We start from the raw sequence: 1126 nt of genomic DNA, 5'->3' as shown, positions 1-1126 counted from the left end.
CACTTTTCACCTTTCCCTCACGGTACTGGTCCGCTATCGGTCATCAGGAAGTATTCAGCCTTACCACGTGGTCGTGGCAGATTCACACGGGATTTCACGGGCCCCGTGCTACTCGGGAACACACCCAGAAGCCACTCGAATTTCGTCTACCGGACTCTCACCGTCTACGGTCGGCCTTCCCATGCCGTTCGACTACCCGAGCAGTTTGTAACTTCTCGACCCAGCGGCAGCTGAATCAGGATGGTCCCACAACCCCGCACACGCAACGCCTGCCGGCTATCACACGCGCACGGTTTAGGCTCCTCCGCTTTCGCTCACCACTACTCACGGAATCACTATTGTTTTCTCTTCCTGCGGGTACTGAGATGTTTCACTTCCCCGCGTTCCCACCAACCGCCCTATACATTCAGACGGCGGCGACACCCCATGACGGGTGCCAGGTTTCCCCATTCGGAAATCCCCGGATCAAAGTCTGGTTGCCGACTCCCCGAGGCATATCGCAGGCTCCCACGTCCTTCATCGGCTCCTGATGCCAAGGCATCCACCGTATGCCCTTAAAAACTTGAACACACGAAACGATCAACAAATCGCAACAGAGAACAAAAACCGAAGTTTCTGTTCAGAGATGCTCGCGTCCACTGTGCAGTTCTCAAAAAACAACCGGGCCCCTGGCCCCAACCACCAGAAACCCTGATGACCGGCGACCAGCCCGCAATCCAGAAGAAACAACCCAGCCCCAAACCACCAACCCCAACGGGCTTGATGCTTCGGGGCTGAAGGGTCCGTTTCCTCAGGACCCAACAGCGTGTCCAACCCGCCAGCCATCCGGACACCGCCGTTCCCACTCCTCTGTCACCAGAGGCGGTACTAACCGGGCCGCATGACCAGCAGCCTGAATAGCCAGTGCTCCACATCTATGAGCAACCATCCTCAGCACGTTCGGCTGAGAAGACGGCTCTGGACCAGCCTTCCGCCATCAGGCGGATCGACCGGCCAGTGTGCTCCTTAGAAAGGAGGTGATCCAGCCGCACCTTCCGGTACGGCTACCTTGTTACGACTTCGTCCCAATCGCCGGCCCCACCTTCGACCGCTCCCCCCACAAGGGTTGGGCCACGGGCTTCGGGTG

Annotated in this window: 2 rRNA genes; both read right to left on the bottom strand. The window is 58.5% G+C overall.

Annotated elements, in window-relative coordinates:
• A 23S ribosomal RNA gene (locus tag ACA361_RS42250) occupies window positions 1–568 on the bottom strand; the annotation flags it as partial.
• 441 nt (window positions 569–1009) lie between these two features.
• Window positions 1010–1126, bottom strand: a 16S ribosomal RNA gene (locus ACA361_RS42245); the annotation flags it as partial.

This window comes from Actinomadura sp. 21ATH (assembly GCF_041951345.1).
In the GTDB taxonomy this organism is placed as follows: domain Bacteria; phylum Actinomycetota; class Actinomycetes; order Streptosporangiales; family Streptosporangiaceae; genus Spirillospora.
This window is presented reverse-complemented; position numbering and strand designations above follow the sequence as displayed.